The organism is Methylobacterium sp. yr668 (genome assembly GCF_900116245.1).
GTDB lineage: Bacteria > Pseudomonadota > Alphaproteobacteria > Rhizobiales > Beijerinckiaceae > Methylobacterium.
The window spans coordinates 504,372-520,974 of sequence record NZ_FOZY01000001.1; the positions used below are offsets into that span (position 1 = coordinate 504,372).

Here is a 16,603-nt window from a genome sequence, read left to right on the forward strand (position 1 = left end):
TCGCGTCATGACCGGTCTGTTGCACCGGCTGCGCAGGGGGCGCAACCCGCACAACGAGACCCGGATCCACCTCGCCGAGCTGGCGAGGACCCACGGGTTCTCCATAGGCGCTTATTCGTACGGGCGTCCAAAAGTCCGCTTCCCGGAGAGCGGGCGGCGGCTGACGATCGGCCGCTATTGTTCCATCGCTGACAAGGTCGAGATCCTGCTCGGCGGCGATCACCGCCTCGACTGGGCGTCGACTTATCCGTTCGCGGCGATGCGCGGGCTGTTCCCGGACGCCGCGGCGCCGGAGGATTTCCACGCCTCCCGGGGCGACGTGGTGATCGGGCACGATGTCTGGCTCGGATCGGGCTGCATGATCCTCTCAGGGGTGACCGTCGGGCACGGGGCCGTGGTGGCGGCCCGCGCCGTGGTGACCCGCGACGTGCCGGCCTACGCCGTGGTGGCGGGCAACCCGGCCAAGATCGTGCGCCACCGCTTCGACGCGGCGACCGTCGAGGCGCTCGTGGCGGCGGCGTGGTGGGATCTCCCGCACGACGCGGTGACGCGGCTGGTGCCGCTGCTGCAGAGCGGGCGGATCGCCGACCTGCTCGCGGCGTTGCGCGCGGGCGCGGATTCCCGTACCGGCGGGGCCCCATACGAAGACCATCCGAGATCCGGACGATGACCGACACGCCCCCCGACCGCCTCGCTTCCAACCCGAACAGCCCGTTCTACGACGAGAAGGTGCTGGAGCGCGGGGTCGGTGTCCGGTTCAAGGGCGTCGAGAAGACGAACGTCGAGGAGTACTGCGTGAGCGAGGGCTGGGTCCGCCTCTCGGCCGGCAAGGCCCTCGACCGGGCCGGCAACCCGATGACGGTGAAGCTGAAGGGCACCGTGGAGCCCTACTTCCGCGACCCCGCCGCGGACGCCTGATCCGCCACCCGCGCCAGGGCGGCCTCGAAGTTCCGGACGGCCTCGCGGACGAGGTTCCCGATCTGATCCGAGGAGCGCGGCCCGTCGATGACGAGGCTCGCGAGGATATCGGAGCGCCGAGCGCGCTGCTTGGCGGTGCGCCGGTGGTTCGAGACGCGCAGGTGCCAGGCGCAGTCCGGTCGCCGCAGGTAGAGGCTGTCGCCGCGCTCGTTCCGGGCGACGATGGCGAAGCCGTCCGCCTCCAGCATCCGCGCCGCGCGAGCGAGCGTCTTCAGCGGCGGGAGAGGCCCGTCGGCGGTCACGGCCCGGCCGGCTCGATCGTGCCGAGGCGGCGCCGCCCGAGCGCCCGCGCCTTCAGCGACAGGGCCGGCCGCTCGACCCCGTACCAGGACAGCGCCGCGACCGGCAGCGTGAGGGCGAGGGCCGGCACCAGCAGCGCGGGCCCGGAGGCGGCCGGCCACAGGGCGTGCAGCGTCTGCTGGACCGGCCAGCCGTAGAGATAGATCCCGTAGGAGAGGTCGGCCGCAGGGTCGAACAGGCCGCGCGCGAGGGGGCCGAGGGCGAGCCAGACCACGCCGTAGGCCTCGGCGAGGAACAGCAGGGCCGGGTAGGCCGGCGTCCGCGCGAGGACGAAGGCGCCGAAGACCAGGCAGGCGAGGGCCGCGGCCGAGACACGCAGGCGGTCGCGCCCAAGGTAGAGACACGCCCCGGCCGCGAAGATCAGCGGCAGGCGCAGCGCCGTCTCGGTGCCCTTGGGCAGGTCCGGACCGCGGAGGCCGCAGGCGATCGTCAGGGCGAGCGTCAGGCCGGCCACGATCAGGGGCGCCGACCACCGGCGCCGGAGCAGGCCGCACAGGGCGGCGACGAGGACGCCGAGGTAGCACAGCACCTCGTACTTGAGCGTCCAGACCGTGCCGAGGGGTGCCCGGTAGGGGTGGGATTCGAAGACGCCGGGCAGGGCGGCGTTGCTCTTGAAGGTCGTCAGCGTCCCGCGGATGAACGACCACAGGGCGGGATCGCGCCAGTACTCGGTGACGGGCAGGCGGGTCAGGGCCGCGCCGAGCCCGAGCGCGACGACGAGCGTCGCCGCCACGAGTCCCGGGAGGATCCGCAGGGTCCGGGCGAGGGCGTAGTCCCGGAGGCCGCGGCGGTCGCAGCTCATGGTGACCAGGAAGCCCGACACCGCGAAGAAGCCGTTCACCGCGTGTTCGCCCAGCGTGTAGCCGGTCAGCCGGGCGAGGGGCTCGTCGCCCGCCGCGCCGGTCGCGACGCTGAACGCGTGGGACACCACGACGGCCAGAGCCAACATCAGCCGCAGGCCGGTGAAGCCGTTGCGCCCGCGCGCCAGCGCGGTCGCGATCGTCGGCGCGCTCATCCGGTCAGACCCTCGCGGGCCAGCGCGGTCCGGCCGCGCAGGAAGGCGAGGGCGCCCGCGGCCGAGCCGCCGTAGCGCTCGAGTCCGGCCCGCCGGAGGACCAGACCCGACAGCAGCGCCTTCGGCAGGTTGGCGCCCAGGACGGCGAGGCTCGGGTCCGGGAGGCCGTACTTCCGGCTGACATAGGCGCGCGACCACGCCTGATGCCAGCGCGCGCGGAACACCCGTCCCGGCTCCGGCGCCGACGATCGGCCGCGACCGTGCAGCGCCTCGGCGCGGTGGACGTGGATCAGGGCGCGGCCGCTGTCGGCCACGCGCCGGCACAGGTCATCGTCCTCGTAGAACAGGAAGATGTTCTCGTCGAAGCCGCCGAGGTCGAGGAACAGGGCGCGCGGCATCATCAGGCAGGCCCCGGAGAGGAACGGCGCGCAGGCATCGCCCTGCGGCAGCGCGAGCCGGCCCGCGGGATTGGTCAGGTAGGGCGCGAGCAGGGACCGCGCCTGGAAGAAGAAGCGCCCGTCGGGTTCGACGAGGCGCGGGGCGATAAGCCCGGCATCCGGCCAGGTGCGGGCCGCGTCCAGCAGGGCGTCCACGGTGCCCGGCCGCAGCACGACGTCCGGGTTGACGACGAGGACGTGCTTCGCCGTCTCGGCCGCGCGGACGCCCCGGTTGTTGGCGCGGCCGTAGCCCTCGTTGCGGGCGTTGCGGATCACCTGCGCGCCGGCCGCCTCCGCGACCGACGCGGAGGCGTCCCGGCTGGCATTGTCCACGACGATCGCCGGCACATGCTCGCCGGCGAGCGCCGCGAGACAGGCCGGCAGCACGTCGGCGCTGTCGTGGGCGACGACGATCGCGACGAGGCTCGCCACCGCGGGGGACTATGGGCGCCTCAGGCCTTCTTCTCGGGCAGGTTGAGGCGAATGTGCAGCTCGCGCAGCTGCTTGGGGGTCGCCTCGGAGGGCGCGCCCATCATCAGGTCCTCGGCGCGCTGGTTCATCGGGAACAGCACGACCTCGCGGATGTTCGGCTCGTTGCACAGGAGCATGACGATGCGGTCCACGCCCGGCGCGATGCCGCCGTGCGGCGGGGCGCCCATGCGCAGGGCGTTGAGCATGCCGCCGAACTTCTGCTCCAGCACCTCGTGCCCGTAGCCCGCGATGGCGAAGGCCTTCTCCATCACGTCCGGACGGTGGTTGCGGATCGCGCCCGAGGACAGCTCCACGCCGTTGCAGACGATGTCGTACTGGAACGCCTTGATCCCGAGGATCCGCTTGGTGTTCGCGCCGTTCTCGTCCTCGCTCGCGAGGGCGTCCAGATCGAGCGCGAGGAACTCCTCGCGGTCGATGTTCGGCATCGAGAACGGGTTGTGGGAGAAGTCGATCCGCTTCTCCTCCTCGCTCCACTCGTACATCGGGAAGTCGGTGATCCAGCAGAACGCGTACTGGTCCTTGTCGCAGAGGCCGAGCTCGTCGCCGATCCGGACGCGCGCCTTGCCGGCGAGCCCGGCCGCCTTGGCCTCCGGACCGGCGGAGAAGAACACGGCGTCGCCCGCCTTCGCGCCGGAGCGCTCGGCGATCAGGGCCTGAACCTCCGCCGGGATGAACTTGGCGATCGGTCCCTTGCCGGTGAGCGCGCCGTTCTCCTCCTCGAACACGACGTAGCCGAGGCCGGGCGCGCCCTCGGAGCGGGCCCAGTCGTTGAGCTTGTCGAAGAACGAGCGCGGCTGGCTCGCTGCGCCGGTCGCCGGGATCGCCCGGACGACGCCGCCCGAGGCGACCACGCCCTTGAACGCCTTGAACGCCACGTCCTCGCGGGCGAACAGGTCGGAGACGTCGGCGATGATCAGCGGGTTGCGCAGGTCCGGCTTGTCGACGCCGTATTTCAGCATCGAGTCCGCGTAGGTGATCCGCGGGAATTCCTTGGTGACGCGCTTGCCCTCGGCGAACTCCTCGAACACGCCGCGCAGCACCGGCTCCACCGCCTGGAACACGTCCTCCTGGGTGACGAAGCTCATCTCGATGTCGAGCTGGTAGAACTCGCCCGGCGAGCGGTCGGCGCGGGCATCCTCGTCGCGGAAGCACGGCGCGATCTGGAAGTAGCGGTCGAAGCCCGCGATCATCGTCAGCTGCTTGAACTGCTGCGGCGCCTGCGGGAGCGCGTAGAACTTGCCGGGATGGACCCGCGACGGCACGAGGTAGTCGCGGGCGCCCTCGGGCGACGAGGCTGTCAGGATCGGGGTCTGGAACTCGAAGAAGCCACCCTCGCGCATCCGGCGGCGGAGCGAGTCGATGATCGCGCCGCGCTTCATGATGTTGGCGTGGAGCTTCTCCCGGCGCAGGTCGAGGAAGCGGTACCGGAGCCGCGTCTCCTCCGGGTACTCGAGGTCGCCGAAGACCGGCAGCGGCAGCTCGCCCGCCGGACCCAGCACCTCGAGGTCGTCGATGTAGACCTCGACCGCGCCGGTCGGCAGCTCGGCATTCTCGGTGCCGGCCGGGCGCGTGCGCACGCGCCCGTCGATCCGCACGACCCATTCCGAGCGCACGGCCTCGGCGGCCTTGAAGGCCGGGGAGTCGGAATCGATCACGCACTGGGTCAGGCCGTAATGGTCCCGCAGATCGACGAACAGCACGCCCCCGTGGTCGCGGATGCGGTGGCACCAGCCGGAGAGGCGGACACTCTGCCCGACATCGGACGGGCGGAGCGCCCCGCAGGTGTGGGAACGGTAACGGTGCATGACGGGCTTCTTCTGTGGGAAGGCCGGCACCATTCACGCGAGGCCCCCCAAGTCAAGCGCGGGGCGCGCAGAACGGCGCCGAAAGCCGCGCGCGACTCGCCTGCCGGCCTACCGCAGAAGACCCCGAATCCCCATATCATCTCCATGAACGACAACCTCTTTTTCGATCTGGAGCGCCCCGCGAAGGCGGCGCCCGAACGCGCCGCGGCCGGGTGGCGGACGCTGCCCCTCGAGGGCCGTTTCGACCTCGTCTACGAGGACGCGGCCGGGGCCTGGAGCAACCGCTCCCTCGACGCCCGCGAGCTCAGGCTCGGGCCGGGGCGGACGCTGCTCGGCGGCATCGATGCCCGGCGCGGCGGCTATCGCGGGTTCCGGGTCGACCGGATCCGCCGCCTCGTCGACGGGGCCACCGGCGAGCGGATCGAGACCGGCATCCTCGACCGCCTGCTCGCGCGCGCCGAGGCGCAGCGTCGGGCCGACGCGCTGCGGATCCGCCGGCAGGCGCGGGCGCGCCGGAAGGCGGCGGTCGCGGCCGTGGCGTGATCGCGGTCATCGGGCCGCCCGTGAACGCGTGAAAGATGGGGACCTGCGAAGCCGCGTCTCCCCATGTCCGCCGCGGTTGCGTATAGCCGGTGCATGGACCTGATCACCACCACTGACGCGCTGCGCCAGATCTGCACACGTCTCGCCGAGCAGCCCTTCGTGACCGTCGACACGGAGTTCATGCGCGAGACGACGTATTATCCGAAACTGTGCCTGATCCAGATGGCGGCACCGGACGGGACCGGCGTCCTGGTGGATCCGCTGGCGCCGGGGATCGACCTCGGGCCGTTCATCGCCCTCATGGCCGACGAGGGCACCGTCAAGGTGTTCCACTCCGCCCGCCAGGACCTAGAGATCATCTGGCTGATCGGCGGGATCCTGCCGCACCCGTTCTTCGACACGCAGGTCGCCGCCATGGTCTGCGGCTACGGCGATTCCGTCTCGTACGAGCAGCTCGTCAACGACGTCGCGAAGGCCAAGATCGACAAGTCCTCCCGCTTCACCGACTGGTCGCGGCGCCCGCTCTCGGAGGCGCAGCTGACCTACGCGCTGTCCGACGTCACCCACTTGGTGAAGATCTACGAAGTCCTCGTCGCCGAGCTGCTGCGGACCGACCGCGGCGCGTGGCTCGACGAGGAGATGGCGGTGCTGACGTCTCCCGAGACCTACCGCGCCGATCCCGCGCAGGCGTGGCGCCGCCTCTCCGGCCGCATGCGCAAGCCGCGGGAGATCGCCGTGCTGATGGAGGTCGCGGCCTGGCGCGAGAGCGAAGCGCAGACGCGCAACGTGCCGCGCGGGCGCGTCCTGAAGGACGAGGCGGTCATCGATATCGCCTCGGCGGCGCCGCGGAGCGCGGAGGCGCTCGGGCGGCTGCGGACGATCCCGGCGGGCTTCGAGCGCTCCCGGACGGGGGCCGACATCGTCGCCGCCGTGGAGCGCGGTCTCGCCCGCGACACGAGCGCCGTCCGGATGCCCGAGCGCGTGCGGCGGAGCGGCGGCAACGGCGCGATCGTCGAGCTCCTGAAGGTCCTGCTGAAGGCGGTCTGCGAGGCCGAGGGCGTGGCGCCGAAGATCATCGCCACGGTCGACGATCTGGAGGCGGTCGCCGACGACGACGACGCCGAGGTCCCGGCGCTGCAGGGCTGGCGCCGGACGCTGTTCGGCGAGAAGGCGCTGGCGCTGAAGCAGGGACGGCTGGCCCTCTCGGTCGAGTCCGGTCGCATCGTGGTCCGTCCCCTGGAAGCCGAACCTGTCGGCAGCGGCGCCGACCCGGACCGATGACGCCGCGGCGGCACTGACCGCACAATCCGCACTGGCGGGCGTGACTCGCCGCGGGTCCGGGATTAAATGGCAATTCGGTTGCCGCTTAATCCCGCCCCTGCGTCCCGCGTATGTTCGAGCCGAACGAGATCCTCAAGACGCTGACCGGACGCGGTCTCGTGTCGGCCGAAGGGTGTGAGGCCGTCCGCGTCCGCTACCGGGTCGTGGTCGAGAGGCGCGAAGGCGGTGTCGTCGCTTACGGCAATCTGTACGGCAGCTACGCGGGCCTGCGACCGGTCTGGCTCGAGCCCGATGCCCAGCTCCGCCTGTCCAACGGCCGTCGCCTCAATATCTCCGTGACCGACCTGATCGGCGACACTGCGGAGTTCGAGAGCACCGGGCCGGTCGGCGCGGTCTGACGCCGGCAAAAGCCGTTCAGCAGCTTCCGCCACCGACCCCGTGGTCCGCGTGCGCGACCCATGCCGATTCCCGAAGTCGGGATGATTCGGCAATTTGTCGCGCGCGAACCCCACCGATCACGCGGGGATCCGCGGAAAAACGGGATGCGGCGACTGGGCGCACAGCCGGATCCCGGGAAATTTCGGCAACCGATAGCCACCGAAGCGTCTTGCAGTGCAGTCCGCGGACCCGCAACGGCCGCGCGCCCGGGCGCGCCTGAATCCCGCACACCGCGCGGGGGACGCATGCTTAAGCGCAGCAAAGCTCGCCTGTTTGCAAGGTCTGCATGGGAGACGGACACAACCCCGTGAGACCGAGGCCAGAGCAGGCAGCATCTCTTGTGCGTCGCAACATTTCTTTTCGCAAACGCATGACATCCGTCGTGCCTGTGTCACTCGAAAAGAAGCTTTCACCGTGTGCCCACAGGCCTCGAACAGCGAGTTGACGGCGCTCAAAAATCTCTTAAGGTCCGGGCAAGCCTCGGTTTCGAGGGAGACGCCTCAGGGATGGCGGCTCCTGGCTAGGGGATCAGTAGATCTCCTCGAAGTCCACTATGCCCGCTACCGAGGCGTCCATCCCTGTCGCAAACAGTCAGGTCGGAGTCCGAGCGACGCCACTCTCTTCGCGCGCCGTGAGAACTCTCAAGACTTGTCGGAGGAACCCATGAGAGCGGTACATCTCCTTGCGCTCGGCGCAGGTGTCGCGGCCGTCGCCGCGCCGGCGCTGGCCAATGAAAGCGTCATGAAGGGCATCGCCAACCCGGCGGAACAGGTTCTTCAAACGGTAGACTACGCGAATACGCGCTACTCGAAGCTCGACCAGATCAACGCCAAGAACGTCAAGGACCTGCAGGTCGCCTGGACGTTCTCGACCGGCGTGCTGCGCGGCCACGAGGGCTCGCCGCTCGTCGTCGGCAACATGATGTACGTGCACACGCCGTTCCCGAACATCGTGTACGCCCTCGACCTCGACCACGACGCGAAGATCGTCTGGAAGTACGAGCCGAAGCAGGATCCGTCCGTGATCCCGGTCATGTGCTGTGACACGGTCAACCGTGGTCTGGCCTACGCCGACGGCGCCATCCTCCTGCACCAGGCCGACACCACCCTCGTGTCGCTCGACGCCAAGACCGGCAAGGTCAACTGGTCGGTCGTGAACGGCGACCCGAAGAAGGGCGAGACCAACACCGCGACGGTTCTGCCGGTCAAGGACAAGGTCATCGTCGGCATCTCGGGCGGCGAGTTCGGCGTGCAGTGCCACGTCACCGCCTACGACCTGAAGACCGGCAAGAAGGTGTGGCGCGGCTACTCCGAGGGCCCGGACGATCAGCTGATCGTCGACCCGGAGAAGACCACCTCGCTCGGCAAGCCGATCGGCAAGGATTCCTCGCTGAAGACCTGGGAAGGTGATCAGTGGAAGACCGGCGGCGGCTGCACCTGGGGCTGGTTCTCGTACGACCCCAAGCTCGACCTGATGTACTACGGCTCGGGCAACCCCTCGACCTGGAACCCCAAGCAGCGTCCGGGCGACAACAAGTGGTCCATGACCATCTGGGCGCGTAACCCGGACACCGGCATGGCCAAGTGGGTCTACCAGATGACCCCCCACGACGAGTGGGACTACGACGGCATCAACGAGATGATCCTCACGGATCAGAAGATCGACGGCAAGGAGCAGCCGCTCCTGACCCACTTCGACCGTAACGGCTTCGGCTACACGCTGAACCGCGCGGACGGCACCCTCCTCGTCGCCGAGAAGTTCGACCCGGCCGTCAACTGGGCGACCAAGGTCGACATGGACAAGGGCTCGAAGAACTACGGCCGGCCGCTGGTCGTGTCGAAGTACTCGACCGAGCAGAACGGTGAGGACACCAACTCCAAGGGCATCTGCCCGGCGGCGCTGGGCACCAAGGATCAGCAGCCTGCGGCCTTCTCGCCGAAGACCAACCTGTTCTACGTGCCCACCAACCACGTCTGCATGGACTACGAGCCGTTCCGGGTGACCTACACCCCGGGCCAGCCCTACGTCGGTGCGACCCTCTCGATGTACCCGGCCCCGAACTCGCACGGCGGCATGGGCAACTTCATCGCGTGGGACGGCGTCAACGGCAAGATCAAGTGGACGAACCCCGAGCAGTTCTCGGTGTGGTCCGGTGCTCTGGCCACCGCTGGCGACGTCGTGTTCTACGGCACGCTTGAGGGCTACCTGAAGGCTGTCGACGACAAGACCGGCAAGGAGCTGTTCAAGTTCAAGACCCCGTCGGGCATCATCGGCAACGTGATGACCTACCAGCACAAGGGCAAGCAGTACGTGGGCGTCCTCTCGGGCGTCGGCGGCTGGGCCGGCATCGGCCTCGCGGCCGGCCTGACCGACCCGAACGCCGGCCTCGGCGCGGTGGGTGGCTACGCGGCTCTGTCGCAGTACACCAACCTCGGCGGTCAGCTGACGGTCTTCGCCCTGCCGAACTAATCGGCCGCAGGGTTTGAAGTGAAAAATGGTGCCGGCGCGGGTTCCCGCGCCGGCATCCTTGTGATTAGACTTTCTCGCAAGAGGCTGCGTCTCGGAGGGAGACCAAGAGCCTCGATCAAGGGAGACACATGCGTTGCTCAACCTCAGCAAGATCGTAACGCGGCCGGTTATCGCCGCCCTCGCCCTAGCGACCGTCTCGACGGTTGCCGTACATGCTGAGGATGCCAAGCCCGCCGACCCCAAGCTGGCGAATTCGCTGAACGCGAACGACAAGACCGCCGAGCAGGATGACAAGCTCCTGAAGAAGGACGCGGCCGTGAAGGTCGACGACGGCAAGTACTTCGACGCCGAGGGCCACCCGACGTTCCATGTGACCCAGGACGGCAAGATGCTCGACTGGTACACCTACTCGGGCTACCGCCGCTATCACGCCGAGTGCCACGTCTGCCACGGCCCGGACGGCATGGGGTCGACCTACGCGCCGGCCCTCAAGGACTCGCTGAAGCACCTCTCCTACGAGGAGTTCATCGGCATCCTGGCGGGCGGCAAGCAGGAAGTGAACGCCGCCGAGCAGAAGGTCATGCCGGCCTTCGGCGACAACAAGAACGTCATGTGCTACTCGGACGACCTCTACGTCTACCTCAAGGCGCGCGCCTCCGGCGCGATCGGGCGTATCCGTCCCTCCGAGCACGAGGGCAAGCCCGAGACCGCCAAGAAGGCGGAGAAGGAATGCATGGGCGGCTGATGTCGTCTCCTGCCCGGATCGCCGTTCTCTGCGCCCTGACCGTCTTCGGGGCGCAGGGCGCGCTCGCCCAGCATCTGCCGGATACCGTCACCACGGACGTGCTGCGCGTCTGCGGTGATCCGGGCAACATGCCGTTCTCCGAACGCAAGGAGGACGGCTTCGAGAACAAGATCGCGGCGATCATCGCCGACGAGCTGAAGATCAAGGTCCGCTACTACTGGCTGACGCAGGGTCCGGGCTTCGTGCGCAACACGCTCGGAACCGGCCTCTGCGACGTCATCATGGGCCAGGCCTTCGGCAGCGACCTGGTCCAGACCACCAATCCCTATTATCGATCGGCCTACACGCTGGTCACCCGCGCGGGCGAACTCGACGGTGTGACGGCCCTCGACGACCCGCGGCTGAAGGGCAAGAGCATCGGCGTGATCGCCGGGACGCCGCCGGTCAACCGGATGGGCGAACTGGGCCTCGTCTCGGCCATGAAGGCCTACGCGCCCTACCAGCTCGACCCGTCCCGCAAGCACCAGACGGTCGCTGCTGAGATCGTCGCGGCCCTGGCCGCGAAGGAGATCGACGCGGCCGTCCTCTGGGGCCCGGCGGCGGGCTGGCTCGCTAAGCAGTCCGGCACGCCCATGAGCGTCGTGCCACTGCTGAAGGAGCCGGAGCGTCCGCCGATGGCGTACCGGATCGCCATGGGTGTCCGGATCGGCGAGAACGACTGGAAGCGCTCGCTGAACACCATCCTGCGCAAGCGCAAGGCCGACATCGACAAGGTCCTGCGCGACTACGACGTGCCGCTCCTCGACGAGGAAGAGAACAAGCTCGTCGCCCCCGGCGAGCGCTGACGCGCAGCGCCGCGGCGCGCGCCGCCATCAGGCGCGCGCGATACCGGTCGAGTCGAGCTTCGCCAGGGCGTCCACCACGCGCTCGCCGCCGATGACGAGGTCGGGCGCGATCTCCGCCAGCGGGACGAGCACGAAGGCCCGCTCGCGCACGTAGCGGTGCGGCAGGACGAGGCGCGCGTCGTCGATGCTGGCGCCCTCGTAGGCCAGGACGTCGATGTCGATCACACGGGGCCCCCAGCGCTCCTCGCGGATCCGGCCGAGGTCGTGCTCCACCTGCAGGCAGGCGTCGAGCAGCCCGTGCGGATCGAGGTCGGTCTCGACCGCCACGGCCCCGTTCAGGAACCACGGCTGATCGGTCTTGCCCCAGGGCGGGGTCCGGTAGTCGGCCGAGCGCGCCACGACGTCGATGCCCGGGATCGCGGCGAGACCGGTGACCGCGCGGTCGAGCATCGCGGCCATGTCGCCGACATTGCTGCCGATGCCGAGATACGCCCTCATCGACCGGCTCCGCGGCGGCGCGTGATCGCGACGCCGACGCTGTCCAGGATGGCGGGGACGGGCGCGCTCGGCTTGTCGACCTGAACGGTGATGGCGTCGACCTGCGCGAAGCGCGCGAGGATCTCCGCGGCGACCGTCTCGGCCAGGGCCTCGATCAGGTTGAATCGGCGCTCGGTGGCGATCGCGACCGCCACCGCCGTGAGATCCGCGTAGCTCACCGTGCCGGCCACGTCGTCGGAGCGGCCCGCCGGGCCGAGATCGAGTTCCGCTTCCAGGGAGATGTAGAAGCGCTGACCGAGCACCGCCTCCTCGGCCAGCACGCCGTGCCGGCCGAACACGGCGATCCGGGTGACGCGGATCAGGTCGCCCGCCATGCTCAGCGCGCCTCCGGCCGCATCACGGCGTCGACGACGCGCATCGCGTCGATATGCGCGGCCACGTCGTGCACGCGCACGATGTCGGCCCCGAGGGTCGCCGCGACGGCGTGGGCGGCGAGGGACCCGTGCAGGCGGTCCGCCGGACGGGTCACGCGGTCGTGCAGGCGTCCGAGGAGCGACTTGCGCGAGACGCCGACGAGGACCGGAAAGCCGAGGGCGCGGATCTCGGGCAGCCGCCGCAGCGCCTCGAGATGCTGGTTCCAGGTCTTGCCGAACCCGACCCCCGGATCGAGCACGATCTCGGAATCCGCGAGGCCCGCCCGGTGGGCGATCGCGAGGGACCGCTCGAAGAAGGCCAGCATGTCGGCGACGATGTCGAGCTCCGGCTCGATCGTCTCGCGGTTGTGCATGATGATGACCGGCGCGCCGTGGGCGGCCGCGACGTTGGCGATGTCGGGCTCGCGCTGGAGGCCCCAGACGTCGTTCACGATCCGCGCGCCGGCCTCGAGCGCGGCGCGCGCCGTCGAGGCCTTGTAGGTGTCGATCGAGATCGGCACCGGCAGCCGCGGCGCCACGGCCCGGATGACCGGCACGACGCGCGCCTGCTCCTCCTCGGCGGGGACCGCAACGTGGCCGGGCCGCGTCGATTCCCCGCCGACGTCGAGGATCGCCGCCCCTTCGGCGACCAGCCGCTCGGCCTGGGCCACGGCCTCGGCCTCCCCGGCGAACAGCCCGCCGTCGGAGAAGGAATCGGGCGTGACGTTGAGGATGCCCATGACCAGCGTGCGGCCGCCGAGCGCCGGCAGCAGGTCGGACAGGCGGGAAGAGGGGGTCACAGGCGGGTCCCGTTCACGAGCGCGGTTCGGGAGCCGGTGTGCGCGAATCGGGAGGCCGGCGCAACGCCGGCCTCGCCGTGCGGCTCAGACCTGCCCGTCAGCCGTGGTAGCAGCGGATCTCGGCCTCGGCCTGGGCGCGGCGCAGCTCCGCGACCTTGTCGTCGAAGATCTTGGTCGACTTGAACTCGTTCGCCCGGTTGCCGATGCCCTGCCGCATCGAGAGCACCGTGCTCGCCTGAACGTACTTGTCGTAGGGGAGGATCGCGGCGAGCTGGTCCAGCGAGCACGAGCATTTCTGCAGGCTCTCGCGGGTCTGGCCGTTGGCGGCCATGCAGCCGAACACGTAGTCGACCCGCGCGTCGGTCGGATAATCGTTCTCCTCGGCGGCCCAGCCGGCCAGGCCCGACAGCGTCAGGGCGAGGGCGGCCAGCGCGCTCCGTTCAGCCAGCCTTCTGATCATAGCTCAGCTTCTCCTCAAGCAGCTCGCCGCCGTCCGGGCTCTTCGACGACGCTTCGATCGAGACGATCTCGCCCGGCACCGAGGGCGCGGTGACGAAGGTATAGGTCATGTCGTCCATGCCGCGCATGCGCTGCGCCATCGCGTCGCCCGCGAACGGCTTGGTGACCACGCGCCAGCCGTCGACCTCGCGGCCGCCGATATCCACCTTGGTCGGCGTCACCGTCGCCTTCTCGCGCAGGCCCTTGCGGATCGCGAGCTTGAGGTAGCGCGGGTTCGCCTCCAGCACCTTCGCGACGGCCCGGAGATGGTTCTCCAGGAACAGCGAGACGACCGGGTTGCCCGCCATGTCCTCGAACGGGCCGGCCGGCATCCGGTTCAGCCCGGAGAACATCACGACGCTGATGTCGCGGCCCTCGGTGGTCTTCCCGGGCGTCACCTTCAGCTGGATCGTGTCCTCGAGCGGCGCCCCGAACGGCCCCTTCGAGATCCCCGAGCGGCGCAGGTAATCGTAGGTCAGCGTCGAGCCCGCGGCCGTGTTCTTCATGTGCGGCTGGTCGAACAGCAGATCCGCCGCGGAGGGCGGGGCAGCGGCGTTCGCCGGGGTGACGGTGGCGGGCTTCGGCGCGTCCTCGGCGAGGGCCGGCAGCGCGGCCAGAGCCAGCGCGACCGACGTCGCGGCGAGGCCCCTCACGACAAGACTTCTCACGAGTTCACTTCCTCCTTGAGCGGCGACCGGACGTTGCTGCCGATCGTCCGGTAGACGTAGTCGGGCGGGTTCTCAGCCGCCTCCTCGGTGGCGAGCGCCCGCACCTTGGCGTGGAGCGGCGAGAGCGAGCAGGCCGGGTCCGTGGCCGCCGCGTCGCCGGCGAGCGCGAGCGCCTGGCAGCGGCAGCCGCCCCAGTCCTTCTCGCGCCGGTCGCAGGAGCGGCAGGGCTCCTTCATCCAGTCGGTGCCGCGATAGGCCGTGAAGGCCGGCGAGTCGCGCCAGATCTCGCCGAGCGAGCGGTCGTTGACGTTCCAGAACTCCAGCCCCGGGATCGTCTCGGCCGCGTGGCAGGGCAGGACCTTGCCCTGGGGCGTGACGTTCATCAGCTTGCGGCCCCAGCCGCCCGCGCAGGCCTTCGGGTACTTCGCGTAATAGTCGGGCACGACGAGGTCGATGACGAGCTGGCCCTTCAGGCGCTCCCGGGCCGCCTCGACGATCCGGATCGACTCGTCCACCTGCGCCTTGTCGGGCATCAGCGCCGCCCGGTTGACGTAGGCCCAGCCGTAATACTGCGTGTGCGCCACCTCGAGCCGCTTGGCGCCCATCTTCACCGCGAGATCGATGAAGCCCGCCACCTCGTGGATGTTGCCGCGGTGGATCACCGAATTCAGCGTGAGGGGCAGGCCGAGCGCGACCACCTTGGCGGCGAACTCGAACTTCTGCGGCTGCGCGTTCTTCAGGCCGCCGATCTTCTCGGCGTTCTGCGCGTCGACGCCCTGCACCGACAGCTGCACATGGTCGAGGCCGACGTCGTAGAGTGCCTGCAGCTTGCCCAGCGCCCCGCCGACGCCGGACGTGATCAGGTTCGAGTACAGGCCCAGATCGGCGCAGGTCTTGGTGATCTCGACGATGTCGTTGCGCGCCGTCGGCTCGCCGCCGGACAGGTGCACGTGCAGGACGCCGAGCGCCGCCGCCTCCCCGAGCACGCGCTGCCACGTCTGCGTGTCGAGCTCGCCCGACCGCCGGTCGAGCTCCAGCGGGTTCGAGCAGTACGGGCAGCGCAGCGGGCAGCGATGGGTCAGCTCGGCGAGCAGACCGACCGGGGCCGGCGCGTCGGGGCGGTTCGGCGTCAGCGCGTTCATCGCTCGAGAACCCGTTTCTCCGCGAGGCCGTCGAGCATCACCAGGATGTCGGCCTCGATGGCGCGGGGATCGGCCGCGTAGGTCTTGCCCAGCTCGTCCGCGATGTCGGCGACGCTCCGCGCGCCGTCCACGAGCTTCAGGACCGCCACGGCGTTGTCGTCGAGGTCGAAGGTGCGCTCGGGGGCGAGCAGGACCCACTTGCCGCGGGTCTCGTCGTTGCGCAGCCGGACGCCGCGCGGCAACCGCGGTCGGTCGCCGGCCGCCATCTTCCCGCCGGCCGCTCCCGGCTTGGCCTGAGACGCCTCGGCCACCAGACCCTCGCCGGGCTGCCACGCGTCCGGCGGGACCATGCCGGGGGCCACGTAGGCGAAGTACAGGGCGTCGAGCTGCGTCCACAGCACGGTGCACTTGAACGTCAGCGCCGCCATCGCCTGCCGCTGCAGCTCCGGCGTCGTGGCGTGCTGCTTGACGTAGTCCAGGGCGAAGTCCGCGTCCCGCGGCGCCTGGGTCAGGCGCTTGTCGAAATAGGCCAGCGTGTCCTTGGTGATGAAGTCGTAGTTCTTCAGCATCCCGGCCACGCGCTCGGAGATGATCGTCGGCGAGAACATCTCGGTCAGCGACGAGGCGATCGCCTCCAGGAGCGTCCGCTCGGAGACGAAGTGGACGTAGGCCTCGACCGAGAACTTCGTGGCCGACAGGATGCCGCGGGTCGACAGCACGTAGTCGCGGTCGAAGCCGACGCCCTCGGCCAGCTTGAGCCAGCGCTCGATGCCGCCGTCACCCTCGTGGTCGCCGTCGTGGTCGACGATCCGCTGGCGCCAGATCCGCCGCAGCGACGCGTCGGTCATCCGCGCCAGCACGGCGGCGTCCTTCACCGGAATCATCGCCTGGTAGTAGTAGCGATTCAGCGCCCAGGCCCGGACCTGGTCCTTCGACAGCTTGCCGTCGTGCAGCAGCCGGTGGAACGGGTGCAGGTTGTGGTAGCGGCGCGCGCCGATGTCGCGCAGGGCCGCCTCCAGTTCCTCGGGACTCAGGAGACGCTGGCTGTCGGCGGCATCGGGGGTCGGGAAAATGGCGTTCATGGCGTGTCCGGCGTCCGTCCTCAGGTCGCGTTTCCTGTGTTCCGATCCCGCCCTCGTGCGCGGGGCGACTGTCCGGGCTCAGCCACGATATAGTGCCGTCCCCCCGGGCGCCCAACCATCGCCGGCGAGCGTCCGTCGCGCATAAGGCCGCGGC

At 69.8% G+C, this 16,603-nt stretch carries 19 protein-coding genes; 8 read left to right on the forward strand and 11 right to left on the reverse strand.

Going from position 1 to position 16,603, the window contains the following annotated elements:
• The first annotated feature begins 7 nt into the window (after positions 1–7).
• Together BM419_RS02340 and BM419_RS02345 are read left to right on the forward strand one after the other, a co-directional pair.
• Positions 8–670, forward strand: coding sequence for a CatB-related O-acetyltransferase (locus BM419_RS02340; RefSeq protein WP_175556256.1), 663 nt, complete (start codon positions 8–10; stop codon positions 668–670).
• Positions 667–918, forward strand: a complete 252-nt coding sequence (locus BM419_RS02345; protein WP_020091812.1) for a DUF3297 family protein — start codon at positions 667–669, stop codon at positions 916–918. The genes BM419_RS02340 and BM419_RS02345 overlap by 4 nt, the downstream gene beginning before the upstream one ends.
• On the opposite strand, the gene BM419_RS02350 is transcribed toward BM419_RS02345, so the two are convergent.
• The 4 genes from BM419_RS02350 to aspS are packed head-to-tail and all read right to left on the reverse strand — an operon-like array spanning position 888 to position 5,027.
• Positions 888–1,220, reverse strand: coding sequence for a hypothetical protein (locus BM419_RS02350; protein ID WP_020091813.1), 333 nt, complete (start codon positions 1,218–1,220; stop codon positions 888–890). The genes BM419_RS02345 and BM419_RS02350 overlap by 31 nt on opposite strands.
• Positions 1,217–2,293: an acyltransferase family protein gene (locus BM419_RS02355; protein ID WP_091924757.1), complete on the reverse strand. Its 1,077-nt coding sequence runs from the start codon at positions 2,291–2,293 to the stop codon at positions 1,217–1,219. The genes BM419_RS02350 and BM419_RS02355 overlap by 4 nt, the downstream gene beginning before the upstream one ends.
• Positions 2,290–3,162, reverse strand: a complete 873-nt coding sequence (locus tag BM419_RS02360) for a glycosyltransferase family 2 protein (protein ID WP_091924760.1) — start codon at positions 3,160–3,162, stop codon at positions 2,290–2,292. Before BM419_RS02360 ends, BM419_RS02355 begins: the two co-directional genes overlap by 4 nt.
• Before the next feature lie 20 nt (positions 3,163–3,182).
• Complete coding sequence (gene aspS / locus BM419_RS02365) at positions 3,183–5,027, reverse strand: aspartate--tRNA ligase (protein ID WP_091924808.1); 1,845 nt, start codon at positions 5,025–5,027, stop codon at positions 3,183–3,185.
• Between the two features lie 144 nt (positions 5,028–5,171).
• Between aspS and BM419_RS02370 the strand changes: the two genes are divergently transcribed.
• The 6 genes from BM419_RS02370 (at position 5,172) to xoxJ (ending at position 11,348) form a co-directional block, all read left to right on the forward strand.
• A complete protein-coding gene (locus BM419_RS02370) occupies positions 5,172–5,570 on the forward strand; it encodes a hypothetical protein (protein WP_020091817.1) in 399 nt (132 codons plus the stop codon).
• 93 nt (positions 5,571–5,663) lie between these two features.
• Positions 5,664–6,851 (forward strand): ribonuclease D, encoded by a 1,188-nt coding sequence (rnd, locus tag BM419_RS02375; protein ID WP_020091818.1) that lies wholly within the window; start codon positions 5,664–5,666, stop codon positions 6,849–6,851.
• Between the two features lie 110 nt (positions 6,852–6,961).
• Positions 6,962–7,249, forward strand: a complete 288-nt coding sequence (locus BM419_RS02380) for a hypothetical protein (RefSeq protein ID WP_020091819.1) — start codon at positions 6,962–6,964, stop codon at positions 7,247–7,249.
• Positions 7,250–7,952: 703 nt separating this feature from the next.
• Positions 7,953–9,758 carry a lanthanide-dependent methanol dehydrogenase XoxF1 gene (xoxF1, locus tag BM419_RS02385; RefSeq protein WP_026604740.1) on the forward strand — a complete coding sequence of 602 codons (1,806 nt, stop codon included), beginning with the start codon at positions 7,953–7,955 and terminating at the stop codon, positions 9,756–9,758.
• Positions 9,759–9,891: 133 nt separating this feature from the next.
• A complete protein-coding gene (locus BM419_RS02390) occupies positions 9,892–10,503 on the forward strand; it encodes a c-type cytochrome, methanol metabolism-related (protein WP_020091821.1) in 612 nt (203 codons plus the stop codon).
• Positions 10,503–11,348, forward strand: coding sequence for a rare earth element methanol dehydrogenase accessory protein XoxJ (gene xoxJ, locus BM419_RS02395; protein ID WP_244526844.1), 846 nt, complete (start codon positions 10,503–10,505; stop codon positions 11,346–11,348). Before BM419_RS02390 ends, xoxJ begins: the two co-directional genes overlap by 1 nt.
• A gap of 27 nt (positions 11,349–11,375) precedes the next feature.
• On the opposite strand, the gene folK is transcribed toward xoxJ, so the two are convergent.
• The 7 genes from folK to pqqC form a co-directional block, all read right to left on the reverse strand.
• The gene (gene folK, locus BM419_RS02400) at positions 11,376–11,846 is read right to left on the reverse strand and encodes a 2-amino-4-hydroxy-6-hydroxymethyldihydropteridine diphosphokinase (RefSeq protein ID WP_020091823.1); all 471 of its coding nucleotides are present in this window, start codon (positions 11,844–11,846) and stop codon (positions 11,376–11,378) included.
• Complete coding sequence (gene folB, locus BM419_RS02405; RefSeq protein WP_020091824.1) at positions 11,843–12,220, reverse strand: dihydroneopterin aldolase; 378 nt, start codon at positions 12,218–12,220, stop codon at positions 11,843–11,845. Before folB ends, folK begins: the two co-directional genes overlap by 4 nt.
• 2 nt (positions 12,221–12,222) lie before the next feature.
• Positions 12,223–13,059, reverse strand: coding sequence for a dihydropteroate synthase (gene folP / locus BM419_RS02410; protein ID WP_020091825.1), 837 nt, complete (start codon positions 13,057–13,059; stop codon positions 12,223–12,225).
• 97 nt (positions 13,060–13,156) lie between these two features.
• The gene (locus BM419_RS02415; RefSeq protein WP_020091826.1) at positions 13,157–13,519 is read right to left on the reverse strand and encodes a hypothetical protein; all 363 of its coding nucleotides are present in this window, start codon (positions 13,517–13,519) and stop codon (positions 13,157–13,159) included.
• Positions 13,500–14,225, reverse strand: a complete 726-nt coding sequence (locus BM419_RS02420) for a hypothetical protein (RefSeq protein ID WP_026604741.1) — start codon at positions 14,223–14,225, stop codon at positions 13,500–13,502. Before BM419_RS02420 ends, BM419_RS02415 begins: the two co-directional genes overlap by 20 nt.
• Positions 14,222–15,367: a pyrroloquinoline quinone biosynthesis protein PqqE gene (gene pqqE / locus BM419_RS02425; protein ID WP_020091828.1), complete on the reverse strand. Its 1,146-nt coding sequence runs from the start codon at positions 15,365–15,367 to the stop codon at positions 14,222–14,224. Before pqqE ends, BM419_RS02420 begins: the two co-directional genes overlap by 4 nt.
• Entirely contained in the window at positions 15,364–16,449 is a 1,086-nt protein-coding gene (gene pqqC / locus BM419_RS02430) for a pyrroloquinoline-quinone synthase PqqC (RefSeq protein WP_020091829.1), read from the reverse strand. The genes pqqE and pqqC overlap by 4 nt, the downstream gene beginning before the upstream one ends.
• Positions 16,450–16,603: the final 154 nt, after the last annotated feature.